This window comes from Streptomyces sp. S.PB5, from assembly GCF_030403745.1.
Classification (GTDB): Bacteria; Actinomycetota; Actinomycetes; order Streptomycetales; family Streptomycetaceae; genus Streptomyces.
On record NZ_JAQMWP010000001.1, the window covers coordinates 499,807 to 523,050 of the forward strand.

Genomic DNA, 23,244 nt, shown 5'->3' on the forward strand with positions numbered 1-23,244 from the left:
CGCCCGCGCCCATCCCTCAGGCGTACCGCTCCAGCAACCCGCCCACATAGGCCTCCAACCGCCCGCCCAGCACCTCGGGCGTCAGATCGGTGCGCCCCAACTCCTGCCACGGCCCCGCCAGTTTCGCCGCGTCCGGTGCATAGGCGAGGGAGTCGAGAAGCCGCCAGTACAAGTGCTCGGGCCCGTCCGCGAGCCGACGGCCGCCCTGCGCCTCGTAACGGTCCCGGAAGCCGAGCCCGTGCTCCGGCCCGTGCAGCAGCGCCAGCGCGGTGGAGCAGTGGGCGACATCCAGATCGGCCGGCCCCCAGGAGGTCTCGACCCAGTCCACGACCCCACCGATCCGCAGGTCGTCCGTGAAGAGCACGTTCCCGGGATGGAAGTCCCGGTGCAGAAAGACCCCTTCGTACGACGGCGGATCGCGCCGGATGACCTCCACGGCCCGCTCCCACAGCGCCCCGTGCGGCGCACGCACCTGCTCCGGGGACGTCCACGCCTGATAGGTGCGCGGCCGCTCGCGCGGTACGACCTCGTGGATCCGCACGAGTTGTGCCGCCAGCAGGTCCAGTCGCCGTACGAGGTCCTCCTCGTCGACCCGCACCCGGCCCGGCAGCCGGGACATCAACAGGCTCGGATGGTCGGCGTGTTCGGCGGTGGCGTCCACGGCGATCGGTTCGGCGGCCGGGATGCCGTCCTCGTCGGCCAGCAGAGCGAGGACGGCCGCCTCGCGGTTCAGGAGGCCGGGCGCGTGGCGGCGGAAGAACGGTTTCACGAAGGACCGCAGGACCAGTTCCGTGCCGTCGTCGAGGGTGAGTCCGCGCATCTGCGCACTCCAACCGCCCGACAGGAAACGCGTGGTGGCGACCGTACGGCCCTCGGGCAGCTGCTTGGCCACCCAGGTGCGGGTCGCCGTCCAGCCCTCGGTCAGCAGCAGGTCGACGAACTCCCGCCGGGCGCCCGCGTGATCGCGCAGCCACAGGCCCAGGAAGTGGTCGGCGTCGGGGAGTTCGAACCGGGTGTACTGGGAACGTGCGGCCAGCGCGTCCTGGACCGCCTCGGTCACCTCCGGCGGAATGACCGTGTCGTTCCCCGGGACCGCGAGCACCGCCCGCCCCTCGTACCCCCGCAGCACCCCGAGTGCGGGCGCCTCGCACCAGCTGTCCGGCGTACGGATGATCTCGCTGAACAGTCCGTCCCCGTCCCCGAACGGCACGTCCCACGCCTGTGCGGCGTACACCGCGGGCGCGCACAGCCCGATCGCCGCCACCCGCTCCCCGTAGTGTCCGGCGAGATCCGCCACCGTCTGTCCGCTCATGCTGAACCCCACCAGGATCAGCGGCCCCTCGGCGGGCACCCGGGCGTCGATCACCGCGACGGCCTGCTCGAACCGGCGTCTCAGGCTCAACTCCCGCAGCTCGCCGGTGGATTCGCCGTGTCCGGAGAAGTCGAGGGCGAGCGCGGCGCAGCCGCGGTCCGTGAACTCCTCCAGGAGGGGCACCAGCCGCTCCTTGCTGCCGTTGCCGGCCCCGTGCAGCAGAACGGCGGTGGCTCGCCCCGAGCCACCGCCGCCGTACACCCCGCTGAGCCGTTCCGCGCCGTGATCGAACGTGAAGTTGGAGAGCATGCCCTCATACGATCATGCCCTCATGCGATCACGCCCGCGTTCGATCATGCCGGCTCGGCTCAGGCAGCCGACTTCTGCGCCGCCTTGATCGCCTCGCGCAGATGGTCCTCGTCGGCCTGGCTGAGCGAGGTCTGCACCAACTGGCCGCCGAACGGCGTGAGTTGAGGGATCACCTTGTCCTGGGCGGCCTGCTTGACCAGGACGAAGAGGGCCGCGGCGCCCGGACGCAGATTCTGGCTCAGCTCCTTCATGAAGTTGTCGTTGATGCCCGTGTCGGTGACCGCGCCCCCGGCCGCACCGGCCGCCGCGCCCACCGCCGCCCCGAGCAGCGGGGCGAGGAACAGCAGCCCGATCACCCCGCCCCACAGCGCTCCGCCGGCCGCCCCGACGGCGGTGTGGTTGACGGCCTGGTGCAGCTTGATCCTGCCGTCGTCGCGGCGCTCGACGACCACGATGTCCTCCAGCTCGACGAGATGCTGCTTCGACAGCTCGACGACCTTGTCGCGGACCTGGTTCGCGGTGGCGAGGTCGTCGTAGGCGACGACGAAGAGATCACTCATCCGAATTGCCCCTTATGTAGGGAATGGTTCTCTTCGTCGACTCTAGGCCGCGGGAAAAGGAGATGCACACCGAGTGACCGTCTCCCTACGCTGGACAAGCATTGCGGAGCTGCTCCTTACCGCTTGCCGCAGGACCGGCGTCACTCTCCGGAACCGGGGCTACTCTGCTGCTCACCCACCCACGCACACGGAGGCCCGTGATGGGCACCATCGTCATGGCCGGGGCCGCGGTCCTGGTCGTCCTAGGATTCGGAAACAGCGTCTACTGGCTCGCCGCCGCGGCCGTCCTCTTCCTGTACCTGCAGTACGGGCGGGGCGCGTCCTCGACCTCGTCGTCCAGGGGCGGTTCCTCGTCCGGGGTCATGCCCGGCGACTACCGCACGTACCGGGACCGCCGCGACAAGCAGGCCAAGTGGGACCGGCGCTACCGCCGCGAGCGCCCCTTCGAGGCCCGCCGTCAGGAGCGCGAGAAGCGGGGCAAGTGACCCTCGCCCCCCGGGCCGCCCCCGGTCACAGCCCGGGGGCGCCCCACACCGGGAACCAGCGGCTCAGGTCCTGCTCGACCCGCAGATCGTTCCCGAGCGCCGCCTTGACCTGCAGTTCCAGCGCGTTGTCGCGCCGCTGCCCCGCACCGGGCAGCGGCGCGAACGGGAACCACGTACCGCGCTTGTAGAGATAGACCAGCGCGAGCGTACGGCCCTCGCCGTCCCGGAAGCCCGCCAGCGAGCACAGCAGCTGCGGGCCGAAGCCGTTGACCTCCATCGAGGCGTTCACGGCGTGCAGGTCGTTCACGAGAAGGTGCAGCTCGTCGGGGGAGCGCTCGGAGACCAGCCAGGAGTAGCCGTACTCGTCGCGCTGCAGCCGCACGGGCGGTCCGTCGCGGTCGGCATCCGCGTCGAGCAGCGCCTGCACCTCGCGGTGCGTCTGCTCGAACGCCGCCCCCTCGACCGTCGCGAAACACACCGCCCCGCTGCCGGTCGGGGTGAACCCCGAGGCGGCCTCCAGGGTCACGGCCGCCGACGGCAGCCCGAAGAGCTGGTCGAGATCGGGCGCGACCGGCTTGGTCCGCCCGAGCAGGATGTCCAGCAGCCCCATGTCTTCTCAGTCTGCCTTCCTCGGTTCCCCCGGGACCACGGCCTCACCCAACTCGGTCGAGATCCGCCCCAGTTGCTCCAGTCGCTGCTCCAGGCTCGGGTGTGTGGAGAAGAGCCGCGAGACACCGGCCTCGGCCCCGAGCGCCGGGGTGAAGTAGAAGGCGTTGAACGCCTGCGCCGTCCGCAGGTCCTTGCTCGGGATCTTCGCGATGTCCCCGGAGACCTTGGTGAGCGCGGAGGCCAGCACCGAGGGCCGCCCGGTCAACTGCGCCGCGGCCCGGTCCGCGGCCAGCTCCCGGTACCGGGAGAGCGCCCGGATGAGCAGGAAGGAGATGGCGTACACCGCCGCGGAGACCCCCATCACCCCCGCGAAGACGACGGCGGTGTTCTGATCCTTCCGCCCGCCGAACAGCTGCGAGTAGAAGGCGAACCGCACGACGAGCCCGGCGAGCACACCGAGGAACGAGGCGACGGTGATGACGGCGACGTCCTTGTGCGCGACATGCGACAGCTCGTGCGCGAGGACGCCTTCCAGTTCCTCCGGTGACAGCCGCCGCAGCAGCCCGGTCGTCACACACACCACCGCGTGATCGGGATTCCGTCCGGTGGCGAAGGCGTTCGGCATGTCGATGTCCGACACGGCGACCACCGGCTTGGGCATGTCAGCGATGGCGCACAGCCGGTCGACGACTCCGTGCAACTCCGGATACTCCTCCCGCTCCACGACCCGCCCGCGCATCGCGAACAGCGCGACCCGGTCGGAGAACCAGTACTGCGCCCCCAGCACCCCCGCGGCCACGACCACCACGAGGACCCAGGACTTCAGCAGCACGATCAACGCGGCGACGAATCCCACGTACAGCAGTCCGAGCAGAAAGAGCGTGACCGTCATCCGCACGGTCAGCCGCCGATCGCTCCGGAAACGGCTCTGCATCTGCATCACCCCGCAGTCAGGCACTCGTCCCACTGCCAGTGTGCACCCGGCCCCACCATGGACCGATCCCGATCAGCCCTAAGGAGAGCAAAAGAATGGGTACCCAGCGGATCAGAAGTTGGAGATCACGCTGGTGATGACCTGCTCGATGATCTCGGCCTTCTTGGCGTCGTACATCTGCGCACCGGCGGCGTCGGCGATGCTCTCCAGTGCGGTACGGCCCTTCTGGTCCTCCTCGTCCGCCTTGTTGCCGTAGGCGATGGTGAAGATCCGTACCTCGGGCCGGGAGGTGTCACGAATGTGCCGGAGCAGGGTCTCCTCGGACAGACTGCCCTGGTCCTCGTTGCGGCCGTCGGTCAGCAGGATGATCGCGTTGATGGCCTTCGGGTCGTAGTCCGCGCGCATCGAGGTCAGAGCCGCGTCGAGGCTGTCGTTGAGCCCGGTCGCGCCCTCCGCCTCAAGAGCGCTGAAGTTCTCGGACAGCCGCTTCTCGTCGTAGGGGCCGAGCGGCACCAGCTCCCGGTAGTCCGTCTCGCCGCCCAGGTCCTCGGCGTCGGAGAACTTCCACAACCCGACCCGGTCCGAGCGGGTGAACTCCCCGAGCAGCTCGTCCTCCGCCTGTTTCAGTTGCCCCAGCTTCGAGTCGCCGGTGCTCGCTATCTCCTCGTTCATCGACCCCGAGGTGTCGATGAGCAGCAGCACGTTGGCGCGTCGGCGCAGCGAGGGCCAGATGTCCAGGAGGTGCTTCAGTACGTCGTCCCGGGGCAACGTCAGCGGATCGAGCGGCGTCTCGGGCCGGGCCCCGCTGGCCGGGTCGAACAGCGGCGATCCCTTCGTGATCTCGCCGTCGTGGGTGCGGAAACCGTAGGGAGCGAAGTACTGGTCGAACGTCTCGGGCTGGTGCAGATAGGTGAGGAAGTCGTTCGCCACCGTCCGCTTCGCCGAACCCTCGGGGGCCAGGTTGATGTAGGGGTGGTCGGAGTACAGGGTCCCGTCGGTCGGATAGAACGAGACCAGCGGTGTCTCCGGCTTGCGGGTCTTGGCGCAGTCCTTCTCGTCGCTGAGCGCCCCGCACGGATAACCGGCGTTGTAGGCCGCCACGGAACTCTCCTCCAGGGTGACGGCGGAGATGTACGACATGGCGTTCTGCGCGCTGTCCTTGTCGGCCCGGCGGAGATTGGCGAGGAAGGTGAGCGTGGTGTCGCCGTAGTGCACCGTGGACTGCTCGATGCTCTTGACGAAGTTGCGGTTGCCGGGGTCGTCGAGGCGGGCCTTCGTCAGCTCGCCGCTGGTGCCGGTGTTGGCGTAGAACGCGCCGAGGGTCGCGTTGAGGCCGGAGGTGGAGTACGCGGGGTTGGTCTTGCCGAGCTTGAAGTCCCCCCACTCCGGCTTGCCGCGGTTCTTCGCCCCCCAGAAGCCCTCGGCGTTCGTCGACCAGTCGGCCAGCTCGCCCCAGGTGAACTGGTTCTCGGGCCACTCCAGGACCTCGGCCATGGGCTTGGGCATCGCGACGGTGAGCGGGCTCGTCACGATCGACTCGGCCCGCCGGGGGAACAGGGCCTTGGTCTTGGCGGTCGCGTTGGCACGCGCGAGCGAGAGCCAGGAGGACCCGGCCGGCGCCCACACGTCGGGCGTTTCCCCGTCGTCCTCGTCCCAGCCGCGTGCCAGGGCCCGCATCGCCTCGCCCGAGTTCCCGTCCTCGACCCGGATCTCGACACAGGTGTCGCCGCTGGAGCGGTTGCCGTACTTCGCCGCCGCTTCCCGCAGGGACCTCGACTTGTCCACGGAGGAGGCGATGTAGAGATAGTCGTCAGGGTCGCCGCACGTCGCCAGGGTGGCGGAGGGAGCGACGGACAGCGTCTGGTTCCCCTCGTCGCCCGTGCCGTCGTTACCACACGACTGGAGGGACACGACGAGCGCGACGGCGGTCGTCAGCGCGATCGCGGTGACGGCCAGGGACCGCTTCCCCTGGAGGGCGCCAGGGCGGGCCGACTTCGGCCCGGGCGGTGATGCGGGCGGCTTCTTCGCGATGGGCGCGGCGGGCGGCTTGGGCCTGACCGTCTTCTTGGCCGCCTTCTTGCCGATGGTCACGCCCAGCGGAAGCGTCGGGTGGGTGACGGCGGCGGGGCGAGCGGCCGACTCGATGTCCAGCACCAGAAGGGTGCGGACCGCGACCTGTGCCGCGTTGAGGGCGGCCTGCTCCTGGGCGTCGGCCTCCAGGACCTTCTTCCTGCCGTCGGCCCGGTCGCTGATGCCACGGATGAGCAGCCACCGGAGGCCTTCGTGTTCCTCGACCGCGCTCGCGAAGCCGACGCCCTCGGTCTCGATGGCCGCGGTGTCCTCGTAGCTCGTCGCGATGATCTCGTGATCGGGGGCGTTCAAGGAGTCGATCACGACGTCCCCGGACGCGATCGGCTTGAAGTGGATGTTGTAGGTGATCAGCGGACCGAGTTCGTTGGCCGCCTGCTCCGCGGCATGGACGATGTCACGCGGCGGCTTCCAGCCGTCGGGCCGGGCGTGGAAGCCCTTCTCGGACCGCTTGCCGTGCTGGTACGCGTACACCCGCTGGGCGACGACCACATCCCGCGGACCGGCGTCCTTGCGACCCGCGGCGATGCCGACGAAGAACGCGGCGTCGGGCTGGATCGTGGAGAGGCAGTTGCTCACCGCCGCGGCTGTGGCGGTGTTGCCGGTCCCGGTCCTGGAGAGGTACACCCGCCAGCGGACCCGGCCGCCCACCTCGTAGACCGCCGCACTCACACCCCGGCCGACCTGGACGGTGTCGACGTGCTGCGCTTTGGCGTGCAGGAGATGGGCGGTGACCTTCTCGTACTCCACCCGAAGGGCCGTGAAGATCATCGCTGTGCGCGTGCGGGCTGCTGCCACGGGACCAACCGATCTTGACGCGGACTCCGACGTTGTCGCCCAAGAGGCTCAACAACATCATGCAGCCCAACGGCCCTGGCAGGTACGGGTATTGACAAGAGCGGTCGCTAGTAAGGCGCCCTGAAGTCCGCCCACCCCAGCAACAGGATGACCACCGCCACCGTTCCGAACACCAGTGCGGTCGACGCCCACGGCGATCGCACCCAGGCCCGCCCCTGCACCCGCACCCGTCCCCGCCTGCGCCGCCTCTCCGGCTCCGCCCGGAACGGCTGCGGCCCGGGCGGGTTCTCCTTCCACCGCGCAGCCAGCATCCGAGCCCGAGCGGACGGCTCCTTGTGCTCCGCCCCGTCGGCCCACCGGATGTCGAACTCCCGCTCGTCATCGTCCTGTTCGGCCATGTTGAAAACCATACGACGACGCCCCCGCCCTGAGGAACCAGGAACGGGGGCGCCGGAAGAGCCGTGCAGCCGACAGCGGCGGCTACGGTCCGATCACACGTCGAAGTACAGCTCGAACTCGTGCGGGTGCGGACGCAGCTGCAGCGGAGCGATCTCGTTCGCGCGCTTGAAGTCGATCCACGTCTCGATGAGGTCGGACGTGAAGACGTCACCGGCGAGCAGGAACTCGTGGTCGGCCTCGAGGGAGTCGAGGACGGCCGGGAGCGAGGTCGGGACCTGGGCCACGTTCGCGTGCTCCTCGGGAGCCAGCTCGTAGAGGTCCTTGTCGATCGGCTCGGCCGGCTCGATCTTGTTCTTGATGCCGTCCAGACCCGCGAGGAGCAGGGCGGAGAACGCCAGGTACGGGTTGCCGGAGGAGTCGGGCGCACGGAACTCGACGCGCTTGGCCTTCGGGTTGGAGCCCGTGATCGGGATACGCATGGCCGCGGAGCGGTTGCGCTGCGAGTACACCAGGTTGATCGGCGCCTCGAAGCCCGGCACCAGACGGTGGTACGAGTTCACCGTCGGGTTGGTGAAGGCGAGCAGCGACGGGGCGTGCTTGAGGATGCCGCCGATGTAGTAGCGGGCGGTGTCCGACAGGCCCGCGTAGCCGGCCTCGTCGTAGAAGAGCGGGGAGCCGCCCTGCCACAGCGACTGGTGGACGTGCATGCCCGAGCCGTTGTCACCGAAGATCGGCTTCGGCATGAAGGTCGCGGTCTTGCCGTTCTTCCAGGCCACGTTCTTCACGATGTACTTGAAGAGCTGGAGGTCGTCGGCCGCGGCGAGCAGCGTGTTGAACTTGTAGTTGATCTCGGCCTGGCCGGCGGTGCCCACCTCGTGGTGCTGGCGCTCGACCTGGAGGCCGGAGGCCGCGAGCTGGAGGGAGATCTCCGCGCGCAGGTCGGCGAAGTGGTCGACCGGCGGGGTCGGGAAGTAGCCGCCCTTGTAGCGGACCTTGTAACCGCGGTTGTCCTCGATCGCACCGGTGTTCCAGGCGCCCGCCTCGGAGTCGATGTGGTAGAAGGACTCGTTCGCGGAGGTCTGGAAGCGCACGCTGTCGAAAACGTAGAACTCGGCCTCGGGACCGAAGTACGCGGTGTCCGCGATACCGGTCGACGCGAGGTAAGCCTCGGCCTTCTTGGCCACGTTGCGCGGGTCACGGGAGTACTGCTCGCCCGTGATCGGGTCGTGGATGAAGAAGTTGATGTTGACCGTCTTGTCGCGGCGGAAGGGGTCGACCCGGGCGGTCGACAGGTCCGCGCGCAGCGCCATGTCGGACTCGTGGATGGCCTGGAAACCACGGATCGACGAGCCGTCGAACGCGAGCTCCTCGTCCGGGTCGAACGCCTCGACGGGCAGCGTGAAGTGCTGCATGACGCCCGGCAGGTCGCAGAAGCGGACGTCGACGAACTTGACGTCCTCGTCCGCGATGAACTTCTTGGCCTCGTCGGCGTTCTGGAACATCCAGCTCCTCCTACTCCCGGCCCGTCCGCGCCGGGGTGGTAGTTCGTTCGTGCGGCCAGTGCGGTGGCACACGCTGACCTCGACAGTAGGGACGCGTGATTTCTCGGGCGTGACCCATTTGTTTCGCACAAGTTAACCGGACATCCCGCACCGCACCCCACCTGTCCGTATCCCGAAACGGGCGCAGTACCGTGGACGGGTGGACAAGAGGGAAGCAATCGGATCGTGGCTCTCGGGCCCCCGCGCGGCCGCCGAGCAAGCCGGTGTCGACTTCGGATACCGGGGTGAGCAGCTGGGCCTGCCCGAGGAGGGGCCGGGCTCCATCGCCCGCCCGGGCCGCAGGATCGGCGCACTGGTGGTCGACTGGGGCCTCTGCCTCTTGATCGCATACGGCCTGATCGCGGACAGCTACAACGAGGCGGCCCAGATCTGGGCCCCGATCGTACTCTTCGTCCTCATGGTCCTCACGGTCGGCACCCTCGGCTTCACCCCCGGCAAGCGCCTCTTCGGCCTCCGCGTGGTCAGCCTGGCCACCGGCACCGTCAACCCGCTGCGCGCCCTGCTCCGCACGGTCCTGCTCTTCCTCGCCGTCCCGGCCCTGATCTGGGACCGCGACGGCCGCGGCCTCCACGACCAGCTGGCCCGCACGGTCGAGGTCCGCATCTGAACATCTCCGCTACGACGAAGAGGGCGCCCGGATCACACCGGGCGCCCTCTTCGTCGTAGCGGGTAAATCTCGTGGCAGGTGAATCAGCGAGCCTTCGGGCCGCCCTTCGGCAGCTTCATGCCCTTCGGCATCGGGCCCTTCGGCAACGGCATGTTGCTCATCAGGTCGCCCATGGCCCGCAGCCGGTCGTTGGTGGCGGTCACCTGGGGACCGGTCAGCACGCGCGGCAGCTTCAGCATCGAGGTCCGCAGCTTCTTCAGCGGGATCTGGCCCTCGCCCGTGCCGACGATCAGGTCGTGCACCGGTACGTCCGCGACGATCCGGTTCATCTTCTTCTTCTCGGCGGCCAGCAGGCCCTTCACCCGGTTCGGGTTGCCCTCGGCGACCAGCACGATGCCGGCCTTGCCGACGGCCCGGTGCACCACGTCCTGGCTGCGGTTCATCGCCACCGCGGGGGTCGTCGTCCAGCCCCGGCCGATGTTGTCCAGTACGGCGGCCGCAGCGCCCGGCTGCCCCTCCATCTGTCCGAACGCGGCCCGCTCGGCCCGGCGCCCGAAGACGATCGCCGTCCCGAGGAGGGCGAGCAGAAGGCCCAGGATGCCCAGGTAGACCGGGTGGCCGATCAGGAAGCCGATCGCGAGAAAGACACCGAGGATGAGGATGAAGACGCCCGAAAGAACAAGGCCGATCTTCTTGTCGGCCCTGCGGGTCATCTTGTACGTCAGGGCGATCTGCTTCAGTCGCCCGGGGTTAGCGGCATCGGCCGCACTGTCACTTCTCGCCATGCCACGAAGTCTACGTGGCCCCAGGAGCGCCGACGACGGCAGTGCCCCGGAGGAAAACGTTCAGGAACGACCGGCGAGCGACTGCTCCAGGACCCGCTGCGCCTCGACCCTGTCCTTGGCTCGGCGGCGGTCCTCCAGGACGGACGTCCAGGCGTTGCGGCGGGCGGTGCGCTGACCGCTGCTCATGAGCAGCGACTCGACGGCACGGAGTGCATCGGTGAGCGATGGAATGGCGGTGGCGCGTACGGGCGCGGCCTGCATGATGGAGGTCCCCCCTCAGGGATAAGCAGCTCTGGTGAGTGGTGCACGGGCTGTACAACCAGGGTCACTGATTGGTGTTACCAGGGCGTGACCGACCGGTCAAACACCAATGAAGCCTTGATACCCAGGCCGAAAACACTGACGCGGCCCTGACGGCGTCCTCATCTGCGAGGACGCCCGGGGCCGCGTCAACCGGCCACTACCGGACGGTAGCTGCTTGTGCTCGGATTCACACGCGCTGGGTGGCACGCAGTGCCATCAGACGGCCTGGGAGGCCACGTACGCGCCTCGCTTCTCCACGGCCATCTGGTACAGCCGGCCCGCGCGGTACGAGGACCGGACCAGCGGACCGGACATCACACCGGAGAAGCCGATCTGGTCGGCCTCCTCCTTCAGCTCCACGAACTCCTGCGGCTTGACCCAGCGCTCCACGGGGTGGTGGCGCACCGAAGGCCGCAGGTACTGCGTGATGGTCACGAGTTCGCAGCCCGCGTCGTGCAGCTGCTTCAGCGCCTCGCTGACCTCCTCGCGGGTCTCGCCCATGCCGAGGATCAGGTTGGACTTGGTCACCAGGCCGAAGTCGCGGGCCTCGGTGATGACCTTCAGGGAGCGCTCGTAACGGAAGCCGGGGCGGATCCGCTTGAAGATCCGCGGCACCGTCTCGACGTTGTGCGCGAAGACCTCGGGGCGGGACTCGAAGACCTGCTGGAGCAGCTCCGGCACCGCGTTGAAGTCGGGGGCGAGCAGCTCGACCTTGGTGTGGCCGCCCTCGCGCTCCGCGGTCTGCTGGTGGATCTGGCGCACGGTCTCGGCGTACAGCCAGGCGCCGCCGTCCTCCAGGTCGTCGCGGGCGACGCCGGTGATGGTGGCGTAGTTCAGGTCCATGGTGACCACGGACTCGCCGACCCGGCGCGGCTCGTCACGGTCGAGGGCCTCGGGCTTGCCGGTGTCGATCTGGCAGAAGTCGCAGCGCCGGGTGCACTGGTCACCGCCGATGAGGAAGGTCGCCTCGCGGTCCTCCCAGCACTCGTAGATGTTGGGGCAGCCGGCTTCCTGGCAGACCGTGTGCAGGCCCTCGCTCTTCACGAGCTTCTGCATCGCGGTGTACTCGGGACCCATTTTCGCCCGCGTCTTGATCCACTCGGGCTTGCGCTCGATGGGGGTCTGGGCGTTCCGGACCTCCAGGCGCAGCATCTTGCGTCCGTCGGGTGTGACTGCGGACACAGCGGCTCCCTGCTGATTGACTAACGAAGCATTCGATTCTTCGGCGTACACCAGGGTACGCCCGTGCTTACCAAGCCTTGCTGTTAGGCCAACCCCGGCGCTTCAGGGCTGATTCCCGACCTCAGGCGGTCGCCTTCTCGATCTCCCGCGGCTTCAGATCCGCGTTCTCGAGGACGTCCTTCAAGTGCCGCTCCACCACCGGCAGTACCTCCGCGATCGTGACGTCCCGACCGAGTTCGCCCGCCAGCGAAGCGACCCCCGCGTCCCGGATCCCGCACGGGATGATCCGGTCGAACCACCGGTTGTCGGGGTTCACGTTCAGCGCGAAGCCGTGCATCGTGACCCCCTTCGCGACCCGGATCCCGATCGCCGCGATCTTGCGGTCCTCGCGCCGCTGGCCCGCGTTGGACGGGGCGTACTCCGGCCCGTTCATCCGCGGGTCGAACTCCTCGTCGTGCAGACGGGGGTCGAAGTCCAGCGACAGTCCGCCGATGGACGGACGCTGTTCGATCGGGTCGCCGAGCACCCACACCCCGCTGCGCCCCTCGACCCGGCTGGTCTCCAGGCCGAACTCCGCGCACGTGCGGATCAGCGCTTCCTCAAGGCGTCGTACATGCGCCACGACGTCCACCGGACGTGGGAGCTTCTGGATGGGGTAGCCCACCAGCTGGCCCGGGCCGTGCCAGGTGATCTTGCCGCCGCGGTCGACGTCGATGACCGGGGTGCCGTCGAGAGGACGTTCGCTGTCCGCCGTCCGCCGTCCGGCCGTGTAGACCGGCGGGTGTTCGAGCAGCAGGACGGTGTCGGGGACCTCGTCGGCGAACCGCGCCGCGTGCACCCGGCGCTGCTCGTCCCACGCCTCCTGGTACTCGACGGCGTCCGCGCCGAACCCCATGCGGACGAACCGCAACTCACTCACGGCAAGCGCCTCCCTGGCGAGTCGTAAGGCACGAACTGTGCCTACGCCACTGTACGACTGTCGGTCGCGCGTCAGCCGTGCGGTCAATCCTCACACGATCGGATGAACGAACGTCGAAGTGTGCGATCGTCTGCTCACTCTCCGCTACATTCGCGCCGTCCTATAGAGGCCATAAGGGCTGCTCACAGGCAATCCGGGCAGGAGACACCACCCCAGATGACGGAACGACCCGCGCAGCGCACTCCCAACCGCCAGCTCGCCGCGCTCATCGCAGAAGCGGGGTTCTCCAACGCGGGGCTCGCCCGTCGAGTGGACCAGCTCGGTCTCGAACACGGGCTTGATCTGAGATACGACAAGACATCCGTCACCCGGTGGCTGCGCGGTCAGCAGCCCCGGGGGACCACCCCCGCCCTCATCGCCGAGGTCTTCACCCGCCGGCTCGGGCGCCGGCTGACCGCGCAGGACCTCGGGCTCGACGCCTGTGCGCCGGTGTACGCCGGGCTGGAGTTCGCGGCCACCCCCGAGGAGGCCGTCGACATCGTCAGCGGGCTGTGGCGCAAGGACTCCGGAAGCCATGCCGAACTGCGCAAGATCGCGTTCACCCCGGCGGGGCTCGTCGTGCCCAGCCGCGACTGGCTGATCGGACGCGCCGACGACAAGGTGGCCCGCGGCGAACAGCCCGCCCGTGTCCCCGCACAGGGGCGCCCGGCGGTACCCCGGCAGCGCGGCGCCGAGCGCGGGCCCGGGCAGAAGGTCACCGGCGGCGACATCGCGGCCCTCCGGTCGGTCGGGGAGCTGTTCCGCTCCCTCGACAACATGTACGGCGGCGGACACGCCCGGCAGGCCCTGGTGCGGTATCTGGAGCACGAGTGCGAGCCGATGCTGCGCGGCACATACGGCGAGCAGACCGGCCGCCGGCTGTTCGCGGCGACGGCCGACCTGACCCGCCTCGCGGGCTGGACCTCGTACGACATCGCGGCGCACGGGCTCGCGCAGCGGTACTTCGTGCAGTCGCTGCGGCTGGCGCAGGCGGCGGGGGACCGGGCGTACGGGTCGTATGTGCTGATCACCATGAGCCGGCAGGCCGTGTATCTCGGGCACGGGCGGGAGGCGGTGCAGCTCGCGCGGGTGGCTCAGCAGGGGGTCGGGACGAACGCCCCGCCGGTGGTGCAGGCGCTCCTGCACGCCGTCGAGGCGCGGGGCCACGGGGTGCTGGGGGAGGTGCGGGCGTGCACGGGAGCCCTGGTGCGGGCCGAGCGCGCCCTGGAGGCGGCCCGGCCGGGTGACGAGGTGCCGTACTGGGCGCGGTTCTTCGACGAGGCGCAGCTGGCCGACGAGTTCGGGCACGCGCACCGGGATCTGCAGCAGTTCCGGGCGGCGGCTCAGCACGCCGAGCGCTCCCTGCAGCTGCGCGCCCCGGCGTACGCCCGCAGCCGCCTCTTCTGCCGGGTGGTGCTGGCCTCCGCCCGCCTCGGCCTGGGGGAGCTCGACCAGGCGTGTGCGCTGGGGGCGGAGGCCGCCGGGGCTGCCGCGGAGATGCGATCGGTACGGGCGATCGAGTACGTCCGGGACTTCGAGAAGCGGCTGGAGCCGTACAAGGACGCGGCGCCGGTGAGGGGTTACCGGGACAAGGTGGCGGCGCTCGGTTAGGCGGCCTCGGCGGCGGGGAGCGGCTCCGCCTGATGCATCGGGCCCGTCGCTCCCAGGTCCGAGAGGATCGCCGTCGACGCCCGGTGGCCCGAGTGCAGGGCGCCCTGGACGGTGCTGGTGTCCCGGTGGTCCCCGCACACGTACAGGCCTGCCAGCAGGCGTACCGGGCGGCGCGGGTCGTGAGGGGCCCTCATCGCCGGCACCGCCTCCGGGGTGTGATGGACCGCCAGGGTCTCCCAGCGTGTCGTGGAGGTGCCGTACAGGCGGGACAGGTGCGTGCGTACGGCCGTTTCCACGTCCGGTGGGGGAGGTCCGAGGACCGTCGAGGTGATCAGGGCGCGGCCTGCCGGGGCGCGGCTCGGGTCCACCTGGCTCACCACCGCCGTGTGGGCCACCGGGCCGCCCCGGTCCGCCTCCAGGAGCAGGGACGCGCCTGTCTCCGGGGGCTCGTCCGTCGTGTGGTGGACGACGGTCAGCTGGTGGAAGTCGGGGACGCGCAGGCCCGGCAGCAGGTCCGCGGCGGTGCGGGCGTCCGTCGCCAGGAGGACCGCGCGGCAGCGGAACTCGCCGTGCTCGGCCGTGGTGACCGAGCGCGTCGACACCGAGGTGACCCTGACGCCCGTGTGCACCGTGCCCGGCGGCAGGGTGCGGGCCAGCAGCTCCGGGAGGACCTCGGCGCCGCCCTCCGGCACGCACAGCCGTCCCGCCGCGAAAGCGCGCAGGGCGAGGTCGGCGCAGCGGCTGGAGGTGGTGAGCCCCGGGTCGCACAGGAGCGCGGCGAGCAGGGGGCGCAGAAAGCCGTCGACCGTACGGGAGGGCAGGCCGCGGGCCGTGAGGGACTGCCCCGCGGGCAGCTCCGGGCGGGCGAGGAGCCGTTCGATGGGGGTGTTCGCCACGCGGGTCAGCGCGGCGGCAAGGCGGGCCTGGTCCACGGCGGTGCCCAGCGGAGCGGTTCCCCGGGGCGCGCTCGCGCCGGTACCGGGTGCGACCGTCGGCCTCGGGGCGCTCGCCAGGGCACGTACGGCATGGAGTGCGCCCCTTGCGCCCCCGGTGCCCGCTGGTGCTCCCGCGCGGTGCCGGCGGCCGTCGCTGTGCAGCAGGACACCCGGGGCGAACGGACGCAGGACCAGTCCGTCGAGGCCGGGTGTCAGGCGTAGCTCCGGATACGCCGTGGACAGCAGCTGTCCGATCCGGTCGAGCCGGAAGCCGTCCACCTTCTCGGTCGACATACGGCCGCCCACCCCATGGGCGGCCTCCAGTACCGCGGTCGTCACTCCTGCGCTGGTCAGCCGATGCGCGGCGGAGAGGCCGGCGACTCCGGCTCCCACGATCACGACGTCCGCCTGGTACGCGGGCTCAAGCACGTGCCCCTCCTCGAGGTTGCGCGGCCGGTGGAGACGTCATGCCCCCAACTGGCTCCGGGGATACCCGAGTTCGGGTCGAGGTTAAGGCGGTAGCCGGTCAGGAACAGTCGCGCATGAACAGGGCACGGTCGCACGGCGGTCGCATACGGTCGCACCGGCTGTGTCGTCCGCTCTCACCGCGCCGCCCGGACCGCCCCCTCGATCTCCGGGAAGGCGAAGGTGAACCCCGACTCCAACAGCCGCCTCGGCACCACCCGTTGGCTGCCCAGGACGTCCACGGCCAGCTCGCCGAGCACCGCCCGCAGCACCGGCGCCGGGACGGTGAACAGCGTCGGGCGGCGCAGCACGCGTCCCATGGCCGCGGTGATCTCACGGTTGGTCACCGGGTCCGGGGCGGTCAGATTGAACGGTCCGGACAGCCCGTCGGTGTCGGTGAGATACCGGATCGCGGCCACCTCGTCGTGCAGCGAGATGAACGACCAGTACTGCCGCCCGTCGCCCAACCGCCCCCCGAGCCCGGCCCGGAACAGCGGGAACAGCCGTCCCCAGGCCCCGCCGCCGCGCGCCACCACCAGCCCGGTCCGCGTGAACACGGTCCGCACGCCCGCCTCCTGGGCGGGAGCCGCCGCGCCCTCCCACTCCACGCACAGCTCGGGCAGGAAGCCGTCGCCCGCGGGCGCGCTCTCGTCGACGACTCGGTCGCCGGTCTCGCCGTAGTAGCCCATCGCGCTGCCGTTGACGAAGACCCGCGGCGGTTTGTCCAGCGAGGCGATCGCCTCGGCGAGGGCGGCCGTGCCGAGCACCCGGCTGCGACGGATCCTCGCCTTGTACGCGTCGGTCCAGCGCCGGTCGCCGATTCCCGCGCCCGCGAGGTTGACCACCGCGTCACACCCGGCGAGCCCGGCCGCGTCCACCCGCCCGCCCTCGGGGTCCCAGCGGACCTCGTCCTCGTCCTTCGGCGCCCGCCGCACCAGGCGCACCACCTCGTGCCCGTCCGCGGTCAGCGACCGGGTCAGGGCTCCACCGATGAGACCGGACGCACCGGCCACCGCGATCCTCGAACGCCGCATGGGTGCCATTCTGCGCCGAGGCCCGGCGAAAGCCCCGGCCCCGTAGGGTGACAGTCATGTCTGAGCCGTACATACGCCGTGCCACCCTCGACGACGAGGACGCCCTGGGCCGACTCGACCGGGCCGCCTGGTCCACGCTGCACGCCGTCGGGCCGCGCCCCCAGCCGCCGTACAAGCCCTTCTACGACGAGCGGTTCGGCCCGCGCGACCATCTCCTCGCCGAACTCGACGGGGTGGTCGTCGGCTACATCCGGCTCGGCTTCCCGACCTCGCTGGCCTGCAACGCGCACGTCCGCCAGATCCAGGGCCTGGTCGTCGCCGAGGAGGCGCGGGGCGCGGGGGTCGGCCGGGCGCTGCTGCGGGCGGTGCAGGACGAGGCCAGACGACAGGGCGCCCGCCGCATCGCCCTGCGCGTCCTCTCCCACAACACCCCCGCCCGGGGGCTCTACGAGTCCGAGGGCTTCGTGGTCGAGGGGGTCCTGCCGGGGGAGTTCCTCCTCGACGGCGCCTACGTCGACGACGTCCTCATGGGGCGCAGTCTCTGACCTGATCGGCCCGGGCGGCGCTGCGCCGCCGATGGGCGACCAGAAGGAGCGCGGCCCCCGCGAGGAGCAGCGAGATCAGAAAGAAGACGGGCACGGAAACCTCCCGGGGTCTGGGCACATGATCAGGGGTATGCCCAGGCCCCGCCCCGGATACCGCACACCGTGCGAAAGACCACCGCTGAGGGCTACGACGCTACGACGCTACGACGTCACCAGGTCGCCCGTGTCCACCGGCGCCGTCGCGTCCGCCGCGCGCTCGGCGTCGTCCGCGACCTCGGCGGCGGTGAGGACGTACCCCGTCTCGGCATCGGACGTCGAGCGGGCGAAGACCACTCCGTAGACCTCGCCGCTCGTCGTCAGCAGCGGTCCGCCGGAGTTGCCCGGGCGGACGGTCGAGCGGATCGAGTAGATCTCGCGGGTGACCGTCTCGTCGTTGTAGATGTTCTGGCCCGTCGCCCGCACCCGGTTCGCGACCGTGGCCGCCTGGAGGTTGAGATCGCCGTCCTGCGGATAGCCGGCGACGACCGCCGAGTCCCCGCGCGAGGCGCTGTCCTCGAAGCGCAGGACCGGCGCCTGAAGATCGGGCACGTACAGCACCGCCACATCCTTGTCCGGGTCGAAGAGCACCACGCGGGCCTCGTACGACCGCCCCACCCCGCCGACCCGGACGGTCGGCTCGTCGATGCCGGCCACCACATGGGCGTTGGTCATGACGTGCTCCGGGGCGTAGACGAAGCCGCTGCCCTCGCGGCCCTGGGTGCCGCTGATGCCCTCGACCTTGACGGTGCTGTCCTTGGCGGCGTCGGTGGCGCGCGCGGTGACGCTGTCGCCGGTGGGCTTGGCGACGGTGGCCGCTGACTCGTTCTCGAAGGGGTTGAAGACCTGCGGGAAGCCCGCCTCGGTGAGCGCCGAGGTGGCCCGGGAGAACCAGGTCGGCGTGGTGTCCGGCATCGCGTCCTGGACGGCGCCGAGCAGACGGGAGTCCTGGATGGCCGTGGTCAGCACCGCCGACGAGGACGCGCCCAGCACGCTCGCCGCGACCCACGCCACGATCAGCACGGCCACCGAGTTGGCCGCCGCCCCGCCGATCCCGTCGGCCACCCTGAGCGGGCCGAGACTGGCACGGCCCAGCTCCCGGCGCAGCCGCAGCGCGAGCCGCCCCGCCAGTTCGTGCCCGACCACGGCCGGGACCAGCACCGTCAGCACCGCGGTCACCGTCGCCGACGTACTGCCCGGAGTCGTCAGATCCATCATCCAGGGCAGCACCCACACACCGATGACCGCGCCGCCCACGAACCCGGCGAGCGAGACACAGCCGGCCACCAGGCCGCGCCGGTAGCCGGATGCCGCGTAGGCCAGGATCACCAGCGCCAGCAGGATGTCGAGCAGGTCCACGGAGCCGCCTTTCTCTCGGACCCCTTATTACGCAGGGGACGGTCCCAGTGATCAGCAGGCACGCGCGCGCGGCGTCCGGAACCGGCCACGCGTACGTACGCACGTTGTACGTGCATCCGGAGAAACGCCCCGGACCAGGACGATGGTTCCACCGGGTGGCACACCACACATCGCGGACGGCACGGATCCGGACGAGAGTGGGACCATGCGTGTCCGAAGATCACGGGGGATACGACGGCGCCGGACGGTCCGAATACGGACCCGGGCGCCCCGGTCGCCGTGGCGCCCGGTCCGCCTCCCCGCCCGGGTGCTGCTCCTGCTCGCCTGCGTCCCCGGACTGACGGCCGTCGTCGTCCTCGTGCTCTGCGCGTACGGCGTCGACCGCCGCACCGAGGCCCACCCCGCACACCCCTTTGCGGCCCGCCCCGCAGCCGCGCACCACGCGGCGCGGCCGCACATCGTCCCGCGTTCGGTCTGGGCGACGGGCACGGGCGAGGCGAACACCACGGCCCGCACCCCGCCCCCCGCCCGCTACGACGACAAGGTCGTGGCCGTCTTCATCCACCACACCGACTCGCCCAACGGCTACGCCTGCGCGGACGCGCCCCGCATCATCCGCTACCTCGCCGCCGGACAGACCGGCGTCCGTGACTGGGACGACATCGGCTACAACTTCCTCGTCGACCGCTGCGGCACCATCTACGAGGGCCGCGCGGGCGGCGTCGACCGCCCCGTCACCGGCGCCCACACCCAGGGCTTCAACCACCGCACGACCGGCATAGCGGCCCTCGGCACCTTCACGGCGGGCGTCCCGGTCCCGCAGGCCATGACGGACGCGATCGCGGCCCTGGCGGCCTGGAAACTGGGCCTCGCGGACGTCGACCCGCAGGGCAGCGCCACACTGACCTCCAGCAACGGCCACAGCCGCTACGCCGCCGGCACCACCGCCAGGCTCCCCGCCGTCGCCGGCCACGACGAGGGCTACATGACCAGCTGCCCCGGCGCGGCCCTCACGGCCCGAATCCCGGAGATCAGGCGGACGGCGGCCCGCCTCCAGGGCCGTGCCCCGACGCCGGCCGGCGCCTCACCGGCGTCCGAGATACGCCCGCACCGCCCGCTGCAGCACCTTCCCCTGACTGCCGACCGGGCGTTCCCACTCCCCGAGGTACTCCACGGCCATGCCGCCCGCCCCCAGCTTGAAGCGGAGCCGCCCGAGGAGCCGGTCCTCGGTGAGGTTCGGCGTGATGGACCGCAGGTCGTACATCTCGGCGCCCGCTGACCGCGCGTCGTTCATCATCCGCCACAGCAGAGCGCTGCTGGGCCGCAGTTGACGCCCCTGACGGCCGGACGCGGCATACGAGTGCCAGGAGCACGCACCCACGTTGATCATGAGCGCGGCGGACAGTACGACGCCGTCGTACTCGGCGAGATACAGCCGCACCCGGTCGTCGTCCTCGGCGTTCAGCGCCTTCCACATGCGGCGGAAGTAGTCCAACGGGCGGGCCTTGAAGCCGTCGTGGGCGGCGGTCGCGACGTACAGCCGGTGGAAGTCCGGCAGATCCGACGCCGAGCCCCACGACACCCGCACCCCCGCCCGCTCCGCCGTGCGCAACGCCTGTTCCCAGTGCGGTGCGAGGCCGCCGCGCAGATCGTCGGCGGTGCGCCCCTCCAGGGGGACCAGGCACCCGTAACGCGGCTGACCGAGCCCGAACCCGTTCCCGTCCCCCTCCTCGCACCGCCGCCACCCGAGCCGCCCCAGCCGCTCGGCGGCGTCCAGCGCGTACCCGTCGATGGCGGCCGCGGGCAGATCGTGGAGACGGCGTACGGCGGGGTCGGCGATCCCCGACGTGACGGTCCCCGGCTCCCACTGCCGTACGACGACCGGCGGGCCGATCCGCACCGAGAACGCCCCGCGCGCTTCGAGATGCGCGACCAGCGGATCCAGCCAGCGCTCCAGACGGGCCTCCCGCCAGTCGATCTCCGGCCCGTCGGGAAGATAGGCCAGAAAGCGCCGGGTCCCGGGCAGCGGCCGGTACAGCACCAGCGCGGCCGCGACCATGGCCTCCCCGCCCCCCTCACCCACCTCGAACCAGCCGACGCTCTCCGCCAGCCAGTCGGGCTTCACATCGCCCCACTCCGGGATCTGGAGATGGCTGGCGTCCGGGTGCAGCCGCAGGTGGGCGAGATGCTCCTCGCGCGATATCTCCCGCACGTACGGGCTGGTCATGGCAGCGGTGCTCCTGTTCGGGGCCGCGCGGCGGCGCGGGCGGCCACCGTACGCCGGGGATCACGGCGCGGGTCAAGAGCTCACAGGTGAACCTTCCGGGCCGGTCCCGTGACGTCGGTCACCGGCGCCGGGCCGCTTCCAGCGCGGTGGCCAGACGCGGATACACCTCCAGGCGCTGATCCACGGCGGTGATCCGCAGGACGCGCCGGGTGAACGGATACGTCGCCACCACGAGCAGCCGGAGCCGCAGCGCCGCAGCGAGGTCCTGCACGTCCTCCAGCACGGCGACGCCGGTCGAGGTCAGACACGAGCAGCGCAGGTCGACAACGACCACGCTCGTCTCCTGGCCGGGGGCGCGCAACAACCGCCGTACGAGGTCGGTGCGGATGTGATCGGCGTTGGCGATGTCGATGATCTCGTTCAGCTCGATCACCAGGACGTCGTCGAGGTTGTGGGAGACCGGCAGCGGCACGATCGGCTCCTGAGCAGGGGTGCGACTCGGAGACGGGCCGCTTCCTGACCAGTCCTCATCGCCGAAGGTAGCCGAGGGGTACCGCACGGTGAAAGCGGGTTCGGGAAACCTCGAGCGCGGCCGTCTGCCGTATCTGCCTCAACTGCCGCGCCTTTCCCGGTTCACAGGTTTCTCGCAGCCCGCTCAACGATCACCCCGAAACAGCCTGCCTATCGTCTTGCGCACAGGCACCGATGTCGGAGGTGGGGAACATGACCAGCACGTACACCAGGATGACCCGCGGCCCCTGGGCGGCGCTCTGCGCGGCCGTGGCCGTCGTCCTCGGCCCGGCCGCCGTGACGGCCTCCGCGCTGGACCAGGCGAACGCGGCGCCGATGCACCATGCGGTGGTCGAGCTCGACCGGACGCAGGGCTACCTCCCGGCCGACAGCGGCCGCAGGCGCACCGCGGGCGTCTAGGGTCCGGTCCGGGTCGACCCGGTCCGACCCGAAGCGCTACGTCTGACCGCCGTCCGGCCCGGACAGTCCGAGGAACCGTTCCCCGGACGGATCGATGTCCACCCCGAGGCCGTTCATGAGGCCGGCCAGCATGACGTAGTAGCCGACGGTCGTGACGATCTCGACGACCTGCCGGTCGGTGAACCCGGCGCGGAGAGCCGCCAACCCGCCCTCGGACAGGGTGTGCCGGCCGACCAGCTCGATGACCGCCGCCACCGCAGCCGACTCCGCAGCGTCGAACTCCGGCCCATCGGAACGCAGTTCGGCGACCGCGGCCAACTGGGCTTCTGTCACACCGGAGTTCAGGGCGATCGGCCGGTGCTGGGCGGCCTCGTACTCGCACCCCGTACCCGCCGCGACCGTCATGATCACCAGTTCGCGCAGCCGGACGGACAGAGTCGACTCCAGCAGCACGGCCAGACCCATGTCGATCGCCGTGTCCGTCAGCGGCGGGGCGTGCGAGAGCATACGGAAGGCGTTGAGCGGGACGGGCAGCTTCGCGACACCGTCGGCGGGACGTTCCGGGTACGGGATACGGGCCATGCTTCCCCCTTCTGCGCTCCTGAACGTAAGTCTCTGCTCCCGGACGTAAGTCCCAGTTCCTGGGCGTCAGCCCCTGAACCGCTCCCACAACTTGGGATACCGCTCCGCCAGCACCCGCTCCGCCTCGAAGTCCACCGGTGTCCCCTCCGGCTCGGCCGGTGCCGGTGGGATGCCGAGGTCGGGGGCGATGGTGCCGGTGAGTTCCTCGTAGGCCTCGTCGGCCGCGTACCCGAGTTCCTCCCCGTCGCCGTCGATCTCCTCGTCGAAGTCGTCGAGGAGGTCGGCCAGGGAGTCGGGCGCGTGCACGGCACCCTCGTAGACCTCGCGGCCCTGGCCGATCAACCAGCACCGGAAGAAGTCGAAGGCGTCGTCGCTGGCCCCGTCGAGCAGTACCCAGGCGGCGCCCCAGAGGTCCCAGGTGTACGCGCGCTGGTAGCGGGCCTCGAAGTGACGGGCGAAGTCGAGGACCATCTCCGGGTCCAGCTGGAGCAGCTTGTCCACCAGCAGGTCGGCCTGCTCCTCGGGGTCGCCCTCGGCGGCCTCGCGGGTGGCGTCCACCAGCTCCCAGAACTCCGTCTCGTCCATCACGGGTCCAGCATCGGCCCTGGACGGGTGAGGCGCACGTGGAG

At 70.6% G+C, this 23,244-nt stretch carries 23 protein-coding genes and 1 pseudogene; 6 read left to right on the forward strand and 18 right to left on the reverse strand.

Annotated features, from left to right (window positions below):
* Nucleotides 1–16 precede the first annotated feature (16 nt).
* Both PH203_RS02240 and PH203_RS02245 read right to left on the reverse strand, forming a co-directional pair.
* On the reverse strand, nucleotides 17–1,621 hold the full coding sequence (locus tag PH203_RS02240; protein WP_289915428.1) for an alpha/beta fold hydrolase: 1,605 nt from the start codon (nucleotides 1,619–1,621) through the stop codon (nucleotides 17–19).
* Between the two features lie 59 nt (nucleotides 1,622–1,680).
* Nucleotides 1,681–2,181, reverse strand: coding sequence for a DUF1269 domain-containing protein (locus tag PH203_RS02245; RefSeq protein WP_289915429.1), 501 nt, complete (start codon nucleotides 2,179–2,181; stop codon nucleotides 1,681–1,683).
* A 200-nt stretch (nucleotides 2,182–2,381) separates the two neighbouring features.
* Here PH203_RS02245 and PH203_RS02250 point away from each other — a divergent pair, with 200 nt between their 5' ends.
* The gene (locus PH203_RS02250; RefSeq protein WP_289915431.1) at nucleotides 2,382–2,666 is read left to right on the forward strand and encodes a hypothetical protein; all 285 of its coding nucleotides are present in this window, start codon (nucleotides 2,382–2,384) and stop codon (nucleotides 2,664–2,666) included.
* Nucleotides 2,667–2,691: 25 nt separating this feature from the next.
* Here PH203_RS02250 and PH203_RS02255 read toward each other — a convergent pair whose 3' ends face one another.
* From PH203_RS02255 to glnA, 5 genes are all read right to left on the reverse strand, one after another.
* Nucleotides 2,692–3,276, reverse strand: a complete 585-nt coding sequence (locus PH203_RS02255; protein ID WP_289915433.1) for a hypothetical protein — start codon at nucleotides 3,274–3,276, stop codon at nucleotides 2,692–2,694.
* A gap of 6 nt (nucleotides 3,277–3,282) precedes the next feature.
* The gene (gene htpX, locus PH203_RS02260; protein ID WP_289915436.1) at nucleotides 3,283–4,209 is read right to left on the reverse strand and encodes a zinc metalloprotease HtpX; all 927 of its coding nucleotides are present in this window, start codon (nucleotides 4,207–4,209) and stop codon (nucleotides 3,283–3,285) included.
* A gap of 111 nt (nucleotides 4,210–4,320) precedes the next feature.
* Nucleotides 4,321–7,068, reverse strand: coding sequence for a substrate-binding domain-containing protein (locus tag PH203_RS02265; RefSeq protein WP_289915437.1), 2,748 nt, complete (start codon nucleotides 7,066–7,068; stop codon nucleotides 4,321–4,323).
* 134 nt (nucleotides 7,069–7,202) lie between these two features.
* On the reverse strand, nucleotides 7,203–7,493 hold the full coding sequence (locus PH203_RS02270; protein WP_289915438.1) for a hypothetical protein: 291 nt from the start codon (nucleotides 7,491–7,493) through the stop codon (nucleotides 7,203–7,205).
* Nucleotides 7,494–7,586: 93 nt separating this feature from the next.
* Nucleotides 7,587–8,996 (reverse strand): type I glutamate--ammonia ligase, encoded by a 1,410-nt coding sequence (gene glnA / locus PH203_RS02275; protein WP_289915439.1) that lies wholly within the window; start codon nucleotides 8,994–8,996, stop codon nucleotides 7,587–7,589.
* A 199-nt stretch (nucleotides 8,997–9,195) separates the two neighbouring features.
* On the opposite strand from glnA, the gene PH203_RS02280 reads away from it, so the two are divergent.
* On the forward strand, nucleotides 9,196–9,663 hold the full coding sequence (locus tag PH203_RS02280) for an RDD family protein (RefSeq protein ID WP_289915440.1): 468 nt from the start codon (nucleotides 9,196–9,198) through the stop codon (nucleotides 9,661–9,663).
* Between the two features lie 83 nt (nucleotides 9,664–9,746).
* Here the strand turns inward: PH203_RS02280 and PH203_RS02285 are convergent, their stop codons facing one another.
* The 4 genes from PH203_RS02285 to lipB form a co-directional block, all read right to left on the reverse strand.
* Nucleotides 9,747–10,448, reverse strand: a complete 702-nt coding sequence (locus tag PH203_RS02285; RefSeq protein WP_289915442.1) for a DUF4191 domain-containing protein — start codon at nucleotides 10,446–10,448, stop codon at nucleotides 9,747–9,749.
* Nucleotides 10,449–10,508: 60 nt separating this feature from the next.
* A complete protein-coding gene (locus PH203_RS02290) occupies nucleotides 10,509–10,709 on the reverse strand; it encodes a hypothetical protein (protein ID WP_289915444.1) in 201 nt (66 codons plus the stop codon).
* Nucleotides 10,710–10,967: 258 nt separating this feature from the next.
* Entirely contained in the window at nucleotides 10,968–11,933 is a 966-nt protein-coding gene (gene lipA, locus PH203_RS02295; protein ID WP_289915446.1) for a lipoyl synthase, read from the reverse strand.
* 121 nt (nucleotides 11,934–12,054) lie between these two features.
* The gene (lipB, locus tag PH203_RS02300) at nucleotides 12,055–12,852 is read right to left on the reverse strand and encodes a lipoyl(octanoyl) transferase LipB (RefSeq protein ID WP_289915448.1); all 798 of its coding nucleotides are present in this window, start codon (nucleotides 12,850–12,852) and stop codon (nucleotides 12,055–12,057) included.
* A gap of 216 nt (nucleotides 12,853–13,068) precedes the next feature.
* Between lipB and PH203_RS02305 the strand changes: the two genes are divergently transcribed.
* Complete coding sequence (locus PH203_RS02305; protein WP_289915450.1) at nucleotides 13,069–14,502, forward strand: regulator; 1,434 nt, start codon at nucleotides 13,069–13,071, stop codon at nucleotides 14,500–14,502.
* On the opposite strand, the gene PH203_RS02310 is transcribed toward PH203_RS02305, so the two are convergent.
* The gene (locus PH203_RS02310) at nucleotides 14,499–15,866 is read right to left on the reverse strand and encodes an NAD(P)/FAD-dependent oxidoreductase (protein ID WP_289915451.1); all 1,368 of its coding nucleotides are present in this window, start codon (nucleotides 15,864–15,866) and stop codon (nucleotides 14,499–14,501) included. The genes PH203_RS02305 and PH203_RS02310 overlap by 4 nt on opposite strands.
* 173 nt (nucleotides 15,867–16,039) lie before the next feature.
* Nucleotides 16,040–16,936, reverse strand: a complete 897-nt coding sequence (locus PH203_RS02315; protein WP_289915453.1) for a TIGR01777 family oxidoreductase — start codon at nucleotides 16,934–16,936, stop codon at nucleotides 16,040–16,042.
* Between the two features lie 56 nt (nucleotides 16,937–16,992).
* Between PH203_RS02315 and PH203_RS02320 the strand changes: the two genes are divergently transcribed.
* On the forward strand, nucleotides 16,993–17,481 hold the full coding sequence (locus tag PH203_RS02320) for a GNAT family N-acetyltransferase (protein WP_289915455.1): 489 nt from the start codon (nucleotides 16,993–16,995) through the stop codon (nucleotides 17,479–17,481).
* Nucleotides 17,482–17,682: 201 nt separating this feature from the next.
* Here PH203_RS02320 and PH203_RS02325 read toward each other — a convergent pair whose 3' ends face one another.
* The gene (locus PH203_RS02325) at nucleotides 17,683–18,876 is read right to left on the reverse strand and encodes a MarP family serine protease (RefSeq protein ID WP_289915458.1); all 1,194 of its coding nucleotides are present in this window, start codon (nucleotides 18,874–18,876) and stop codon (nucleotides 17,683–17,685) included.
* 205 nt (nucleotides 18,877–19,081) lie between these two features.
* On the opposite strand from PH203_RS02325, the pseudogene PH203_RS02330 reads away from it, so the two are divergent.
* Nucleotides 19,082–19,939: pseudogene (locus tag PH203_RS02330) on the forward strand (peptidoglycan recognition protein); the annotation flags it as partial.
* 21 nt (nucleotides 19,940–19,960) lie between these two features.
* On the opposite strand, the gene PH203_RS02335 reads toward PH203_RS02330, so the two are convergent.
* Together PH203_RS02335 and PH203_RS02340 are read right to left on the reverse strand one after the other, a co-directional pair.
* Entirely contained in the window at nucleotides 19,961–21,103 is a 1,143-nt protein-coding gene (locus PH203_RS02335) for a peptidoglycan bridge formation glycyltransferase FemA/FemB family protein (protein WP_289915459.1), read from the reverse strand.
* Between the two features lie 118 nt (nucleotides 21,104–21,221).
* The gene (locus tag PH203_RS02340) at nucleotides 21,222–21,575 is read right to left on the reverse strand and encodes an STAS domain-containing protein (RefSeq protein WP_289915460.1); all 354 of its coding nucleotides are present in this window, start codon (nucleotides 21,573–21,575) and stop codon (nucleotides 21,222–21,224) included.
* Between the two features lie 251 nt (nucleotides 21,576–21,826).
* Between PH203_RS02340 and PH203_RS02345 the strand changes: the two genes are divergently transcribed.
* Nucleotides 21,827–22,033 (forward strand): hypothetical protein, encoded by a 207-nt coding sequence (locus PH203_RS02345; protein ID WP_289915461.1) that lies wholly within the window; start codon nucleotides 21,827–21,829, stop codon nucleotides 22,031–22,033.
* Nucleotides 22,034–22,069: 36 nt separating this feature from the next.
* Here PH203_RS02345 and PH203_RS02350 read toward each other — a convergent pair whose 3' ends face one another.
* Both PH203_RS02350 and PH203_RS02355 read right to left on the reverse strand, forming a co-directional pair.
* Nucleotides 22,070–22,615 carry a carboxymuconolactone decarboxylase family protein gene (locus PH203_RS02350; RefSeq protein ID WP_289915462.1) on the reverse strand — a complete coding sequence of 182 codons (546 nt, stop codon included), beginning with the start codon at nucleotides 22,613–22,615 and terminating at the stop codon, nucleotides 22,070–22,072.
* Between the two features lie 66 nt (nucleotides 22,616–22,681).
* Nucleotides 22,682–23,200, reverse strand: a complete 519-nt coding sequence (locus tag PH203_RS02355; RefSeq protein WP_289916602.1) for a DUF4240 domain-containing protein — start codon at nucleotides 23,198–23,200, stop codon at nucleotides 22,682–22,684.
* Nucleotides 23,201–23,244 lie beyond the last annotated feature (44 nt).